Origin of the sequence: Frankia sp. AiPs1, from assembly GCF_023716945.1 — a bacterium.
GTDB lineage: Bacteria > Actinomycetota > Actinomycetes > Frankiales > Frankiaceae > Frankia.
The window spans coordinates 1-6,323 of sequence record NZ_JAMQQF010000340.1 but is presented as its reverse complement, the minus strand read 5'-3'; the positions used below and the strand labels follow the sequence as shown (position 1 = coordinate 6,323).

The window sequence follows — 6,323 nt, the reverse complement described above, 5'->3', positions numbered from 1 at the left end:
CGGGGCGGCTGGGCGCCGGCGAGGAGTCCCCGGAGCGGGCCGCCGCGGCGGCCGCCGACCCGGGCACGCCCCGTTCCGACCGGACCACCGCCGGCCCACAGCGGGGGGCGGTCTGCCATCCTGGCAGGCGATGGAGGACACCGTTCCCGAGCCCGCCAGCGTCCTGATCGACGGGCCGTGGCGGCATCGGGACGTGTCCGCCAACGGCACCCGGCTGCATGTCGCCGAGCTTGGCCACGGTCCCCTGGTCCTGTTGTTGCACGGCTTTCCGCAGTTCTGGTGGGCCTGGCGCCACCAGCTCACCGCCCTGTCCGCGGCGGGCTATCGCGTCGTGGCCCCGGACCTGCGCGGATACGGGGCGAGCGACAAGCCGCCGCGAGGCTATGACGCGTTCACCCTGTCCGACGACGTGGCCGGCCTCATCCGGGCGCTCGGCGAGCAGGACGCGGTCATCGTCGGCCACGACTGGGGCGGCCTGCTCGGCTGGACGACGGCGACCCGTCATCCGATGGTCGTCCGCCGTCTCGCCGTCCTGGCGATGCCCCACCCGCTGCGACTACGTCACCAGATCGCGGCGGACCCACGGGGCCAGGGCGCCGCGAGCCGCTACATGGCGGGCTTTCAACTGCCGTGGCGTCCCGAACGTGCCCTGGTCGCCCGGGATGCCGTCCGGGTCGCGGCCCTCCTGCGCGCATGGGGGGGGCCCGGGTATCCCGATGCCGAGGCGGAGCGACGCTATCGCTGGGCGATGCGGATCCCCGGGGTGGCGCACAGCTCGCTGGAGTACCACCGATGGGTGTTCCGCTCGTTGTTCCGGCCGGACGGGGCGCGGTTCGCCGGCGTGTTGCGGCGCTCCCTGCACGTCGACACGCTGCAGATCCACGGTGCGGCCGATCGCTGCTTTCTGCCGTCGACCGCCCAGGGGTCCGGGCGCTACGTCAGCGGTCCCTACACCTGGAAGCTGCACGCCGGGGTCGGACACTTCCCGCACGAGGAGGTCCCGGACCTCGTCAACGCCGAGCTGCTCGCCTGGCTCGGCTCCTGACCCGGACGGCCTGACCCGGACGGCCTGACACCCGGACGGCCGTCAGTCGCAGCCCTGGGTGCTGACCGGGGTCATCGCGACGCTGCCGACCGCGGCGGGCTGGGCGACCTCGGCGGCGCTGAGCACGTACCCGGTGTCGTCGTCGCCGATGGCCGCGGCGAACACCACGCCGAGCACGGTCCCGTCCGGGGCGAGCAGCGGGCCGCCCGAGTTCCCCGGTAGCACCTGGCCGCGAACGGCGTAGATGTCGCGCACGACGGTGCCGTGCTCGTAGATGTTCGCCGCCCGGGCCCGCTGGTGGTTACGGACGCGGGCGGCCACGGTGGTGTAGGGCCCGTCCTGGGGATACCCGGCGATGACCGCCGGCTCCTCGGCCGCGGCCGGTGGGCTGGCCCGCATCCGCAGCGGGGGGCGCTGCAGGTCCGGCACCCGCAGCACGGCGACGTCCCGGTCCGGGTCGAACACCACGACCTCGGCCGGCAGGGTGCCGGTGGACAGCACGACCGTCGGGTGGCGGACGCCGGCCACGACGTGCGCGTTGGTCATGACTCGCTGGGGGGCGATCACGAAGCCGGATCCCTCGACCCGCTGGTCGCATGACCGGGCGACGCCGCGGATCTTCACGATGCTCGCCGCCGCGGCCTGCACCCCGGCGGCCTGGGTGGTGGCCGGGTCAGGCGGGCCGGCCGCGATGATCCGCTCGCCCCCGAGGCCGGCGAAGACCTCCGGGAAGGCCTTGTCGTCGGCGATCTGGCGCAGGTCGGCGAAGGTCTCCCGGACCCCGTCGGGCATGCCGCCGTCCACCGCCGCGAGCACGTGGGAGTCGTGGACCGACCGGGCGAGGGACTCGAAGGGGGAGCGTTCGACGGCGTTCGCGAGCAACCAGGCGACGAGCAACACCGAGATGCCGGAGAGCACCGCTCCGGCGGCGGCGTCGACGGCCCGACCGGGCCGCCAGGTCAACCGGTCGCGCAGCGCGACACCGAGCGCCGTACCGGCGACCTGGCCGACGAGGGCGAGCCCGAGCACGACGACCAGGCCGACCAGCGCGCCGTGGCCCTGCTGACCGATCAGCTCGGTGAACGGTTTCGCGATCTTCGCGCCGAGCACTCCGCCGCCCAGGAAGCCGACGAACGACAGGGCGCCCACCAGGAAGCCCTGCCGGTAACCGGAGACCGCGAACAGAACGACGAGTACCAGCAGGACGATGTCGAGCACATTGGGCACGGCAGGGTCGGCCCGGACTAGGCGATCTTCAGCGTGGCCGTCATGTTGGGATGCAGGGTACAGACCACTGGATAGTCGCCTGGTTCCGTCACGGTGAAGGTGACGCTCTGCGACTCGCCGGCGGAGACGATGCTGGTGTGCGCGGCGGGGATGCGCGGGACGACGAAGTTGTGCGGCGCCGAGCCCTGCGCCACGGCGAAGTCGACGCGGATCTTCCCGGGCTTCGCCAGTAGCTGCGTGGCGGAGAACTTCATGCTCGGCAGGCCGGTGACCGCGAACACCTGGACGCCGTCCGCCCCCTGGGTGGCGCTGAGCGTGGCCCCGGCGGACGGACTGCCACCGCCGTCGCCGCCGCAGCCCGCCACGCCCAGCAGCACGGCGAGGACCAGCGTGAGCAAGGCGGCCGCGAGGGGCGCTCGCCGGCGGGGCGAGCCCGGGTTCGACGGGCGGGCCGCCTGGTCGCGGTCCGCGGTGCAGGTCATCGGTGGTGCCTTTCGTCTCGGGGCGCGTTCGGTCGGCTCAGGGCGTACTCGGGAAGCGCCGCCGCGGAGTCGGTGTAACCGGTGGAGTCGGCGTAACCGGCGGGGACGGGGGAGGGGATGAGGGAGCCGGTAGGGACGCCGCGGGGACCCCCTGTGGAAGCGGGTAGTCCACCATCGCCGAGTGGTTCCACGGGCGCTCCCACCCTCCGAGTCGTAGCAGGATGTCGAGGATGCCGGCGGTGAAGCCCCAGACCAGCATGCCGTGGACCTGGAAAGCCGGACTGAGCAGGCCGCCCTGGGCGTAGCGCAGCATCACCCGGTTGGCCGGGTCGGCGAGTTCGGCCAGCGGCACCCGGGAGACGGACGACGTCTCGGCGAGGTCGACGGGCGCGACCGCGCACGGGTTGTGCCACCAGGCGAGCACCGGGGTGACCAGGTAGTGGCTGGCCTGCAGGTAGAGCGGCGAGGCGACGGCGAGCACCTCGACTCCCGCCGGATCGAGGCCGACCTCCTCCGCGGCCTCCCGCAGCGCGGTGGCGACCCGGTCGGCGTCGGTGGCGTCGGCGCCGCCGCCGGGGAAGGCGGGCTGACTCGCGTGGCTGCGCAGCTCGGCCGCCCGTTCGAGCAGCAGAACATCCGGTCCGTCCGGGCCGTGGCCGAACAGGACGAGGACGGCTGCCGGCCGGGCGTCGGTGGCCCGCGAGCCCGGGCGGGTCCGGCCGGTCACCAGCGCATCGCCAAGATGGCCGGCAAGCGTGCGCAGCCATTCCGGCGCCGTGGACGCGCCCCCGGCCACCTCGCCCGCCTCGCCCAGGCCCGCCGTCTCGCCCAGGTCCGCCGCGTCGCCCAGGTCTGCCGCATCGGCGGGGTCGGGAGAGGGCGCGCCGGGGCAGGCGGGCGAAGGCGTGGCCATCTCCTTCACCGCAAAGCTTCGACGTCGCCGCGTGTTCCCCGCACGAGCTTGGCGGCCTCGTCGGGCTCCGTGGGACCGAGCCCGAACGACGGGCACAGCCGGGCCAGGGCGCAGGCGCCGCACGCCGGCCGGCGGGAGTGGCAGAAGCGCCGACCGTGGAAGATCATCCGATCGGACGCGATGGTCCAGTCCCGGCGCTCGATGAGCGCGGCGAGGTCGGCCTCGACCCGGACCGGATCGGTCTCGGTGGTCAGCCCGAAGCGGCGTGACAGGCGCCCGACGTGGGTGTCCACGGTGATGCCCGGGGTGTCGAACGCGTGGCCGAGGACGACGTTGGCGGTCTTGCGGCCCACGCCGGGCAGAGTGGTCAGCTCGTCGAGCCGGCGGGGGACCTCGCCGCCGAAGCGCTCGGTGAGCGCCGCGCCGATGCCGATCACCGAGTTCGCCTTCGCGCGGAAGAACCCGGTCGGCCGCAGCAGCGTCTCGAGTTCGGCCCGGTCGGCGCCCGCGTAGTCCGCCGCCGACCGAAACCTGGCGAACACCGCCGGCGTGACCTCGTTGACTTTCTTGTCGGTGCACTGGGCGGACAGCACCGTGGCGACCAGCAGCTCGAGAGCGTTGTCGAAGTGCAACGCGATGCGGGCATCAGGGTGGATCTCGCCCAGCAGACGCACGATCCGCCGGGCCCGCCGGGTCTTCGCGAGTGGTGTCTCGGTCGCGGTGTCGACGGCGGCGGGCATGTCTCGCAGCGTATCCGCCGGCCGATCCGGGCCGGTTGGCACCGGTGGGCGTGCCGTGTGGTCAGGACCAGTGTCGGCAACCGGATCCGCGACACACCCACCCCCGGTGCGTCTGCCGATCGCCCGTCGGAGACCATGGGGGAGTCATGTTTGTCATTGCCGCGATCTTCTTTCCTCTGGTGCTTCTCGGTCTTCTGCTGGCCATGGAACGGGTGGAACGCCCGTTGAACGCCGCCGACACGGGCAAGGGACTGGAGGGCTTCCTGGACAACGCCCAACCGGACGAGGTCGACACCTTCGTCCAACAGGGGCTGCCCGCCGCGCTCGAGCGGTACCGGCGCCGGTTGCGCCGACCGTCGCCCGGCAAGCATCGGGCAGCCTGATGCCCCAGCGTGCCGTCCGCCGTTCTTCCCATGCCGGGTGGATGGCCGGTGTCGGCGTATACCACATGTCGCCCGCCGCGCGCCATCAACGGTCCGGGTATAGGTGCGCGGCGGGTGGCGCATCCGACGGCTTTTCTGCCGGTTCTGCCGCCTGCGGGTGTTGCCGCAGGTGGCGGGCTCGGGCGGTGGGCATTGTGGGGAAGCGGGGCGGGGCGGGGAGTCCCGCGAGACCCGGGCCGAAGGCCCTGGCGGCCCCTGGCCGTCCCGCCGGGCGCCAGGGGCGGGTCCATCGGCCCGTCGGCGGCCGGGCCGATCGACCTGGTGCCCACCTGGCCCGTCCGGGCGAAACGGCTCACGCGGCCCGTGGCGTGGCGCGGTGGTGGGGCTTAAAACACCCGGACGTGGCATCCGGAAGTGCCTGATCGAGGGCGGATTCTCGCGAACGGCGCACGGTCGGTCGCTCCACGTTCACCTACGTGGAGCAATTTGAATGCTGGGGGTCCCTGCCCGTGCCCTCCACCCATAGTCCTGGCATGCTCAGGACCGTGGAGGATCTGCTTGCCCGCGTACCGCTGTTCGTCGGGCTCTCCGAGCAGGACCGGCTGGCCCTCTCCGACCATCTTGATCGGCAGGACGTCACCCGCGGGGACGTGCTGTTCCGAGAAGGAGATGTCGGTGATCGGGTCTTCGTGGTCCTGTCCGGAAAGGTGAAGATAGGGCGTCAGTCTGCCGATGGCCGGGAGAACCTGCTGTCCGTAATGGGTCCTGGTGACCTCTTCGGGGAGCTTTCGTTGTTCGACCCCGGTCCACGCACGGCTACCGCGACCGCGGTCACGGATGCGTCGTTGCTGTCGTTGGAGCACACCGCGCTGCGGCCCTGGCTGCGTTCCCGCCCCGAGGCGGGCGCAATGCTGCTGCGCGTGCTCGCCCGTCGGCTCCGCCGCACCAATGACAACGTCGCGGACATGGTGTTCACGGACGTTCCGGGTCGGGTGGCGAAAGCCCTGCTCGACCTGGCGGAGCGGTTCGGTGAACCGGCCCAGCCCGGCAACGAGGCGGCCGGTGTCCGGGTCGAGCACGGGCTCACCCAGGAGGAGCTGGCCCAGTTGGTCGGCGCCTCCCGGGAGACGGTGAACAAGGCGCTCGCCGACTTCGCCACCCGTGGCTGGCTTCGCCTGGACTCCCGTGCCGTCGTGCTGCTCGACCGCGAACGGCTGTCCCGCCGAGCCCGCTAGTCCCGGCGCTCGTCACGCGCAGTTACGCGCCGTCCCGGGTCCGCCCGGACGGCCCGGGGTCTTTCCGCCGAGCCCGCCCGTGCAGCCAGCCGCCCGTCCCACCGCCCGCGCCCAGCCCGACAGCCCGACATCCGCGCCCCGCGATACGCCCGCATACCGTGCCGGGGGGGGGGGGGGGGGCGGCGGGGGGCGGGCGCCCCCCGCCCCCCCCCCCCCCCCCCCGCCGGCCTCGCATCACACTGAGACGGACGCCGATGATCCGCCGGCCACGAGGGCGACGCCGTCGGCAGGTCGTGGG

At 73.3% G+C, this 6,323-nt stretch carries 7 protein-coding genes; 3 read left to right on the top strand and 4 right to left on the bottom strand.

Going from position 1 to position 6,323, the window contains the following annotated elements; all coding sequences use genetic code 11:
• Window positions 1-130 precede the first annotated feature (130 nt).
• Window positions 131-1,045, top strand: a complete 915-nt coding sequence (locus ND748_RS22335) for an alpha/beta fold hydrolase (protein ID WP_251747928.1) — start codon at window positions 131-133, stop codon at window positions 1,043-1,045.
• Window positions 1,046-1,087: 42 nt separating this feature from the next.
• On the opposite strand, the gene ND748_RS22330 is transcribed toward ND748_RS22335, so the two are convergent.
• From ND748_RS22330 to nth, 4 genes are read right to left on the bottom strand one after another with little or no spacing between them, the layout of a single operon-like run.
• Window positions 1,088-2,272, bottom strand: coding sequence for a MarP family serine protease (locus ND748_RS22330; RefSeq protein ID WP_251747927.1), 1,185 nt, complete (start codon window positions 2,270-2,272; stop codon window positions 1,088-1,090).
• Window positions 2,273-2,289: 17 nt separating this feature from the next.
• The gene (locus tag ND748_RS22325; protein ID WP_251747926.1) at window positions 2,290-2,754 is read right to left on the bottom strand and encodes a plastocyanin/azurin family copper-binding protein; all 465 of its coding nucleotides are present in this window, start codon (window positions 2,752-2,754) and stop codon (window positions 2,290-2,292) included.
• A 37-nt stretch (window positions 2,755-2,791) separates the two neighbouring features.
• Window positions 2,792-3,667: a CoA pyrophosphatase gene (locus ND748_RS22320; protein ID WP_251747925.1), complete on the bottom strand. Its 876-nt coding sequence runs from the start codon at window positions 3,665-3,667 to the stop codon at window positions 2,792-2,794.
• A gap of 5 nt (window positions 3,668-3,672) precedes the next feature.
• Window positions 3,673-4,407 (bottom strand): endonuclease III, encoded by a 735-nt coding sequence (nth, locus tag ND748_RS22315; RefSeq protein ID WP_251747924.1) that lies wholly within the window; start codon window positions 4,405-4,407, stop codon window positions 3,673-3,675.
• Window positions 4,408-4,553: 146 nt separating this feature from the next.
• Here nth and ND748_RS22310 point away from each other — a divergent pair, with 146 nt between their 5' ends.
• Entirely contained in the window at window positions 4,554-4,790 is a 237-nt protein-coding gene (locus ND748_RS22310; protein ID WP_009741745.1) for a hypothetical protein, read from the top strand.
• A 545-nt stretch (window positions 4,791-5,335) separates the two neighbouring features.
• Complete coding sequence (locus ND748_RS22305) at window positions 5,336-6,025, top strand: Crp/Fnr family transcriptional regulator (RefSeq protein WP_035923438.1); 690 nt, start codon at window positions 5,336-5,338, stop codon at window positions 6,023-6,025.
• Window positions 6,026-6,323: the final 298 nt, after the last annotated feature.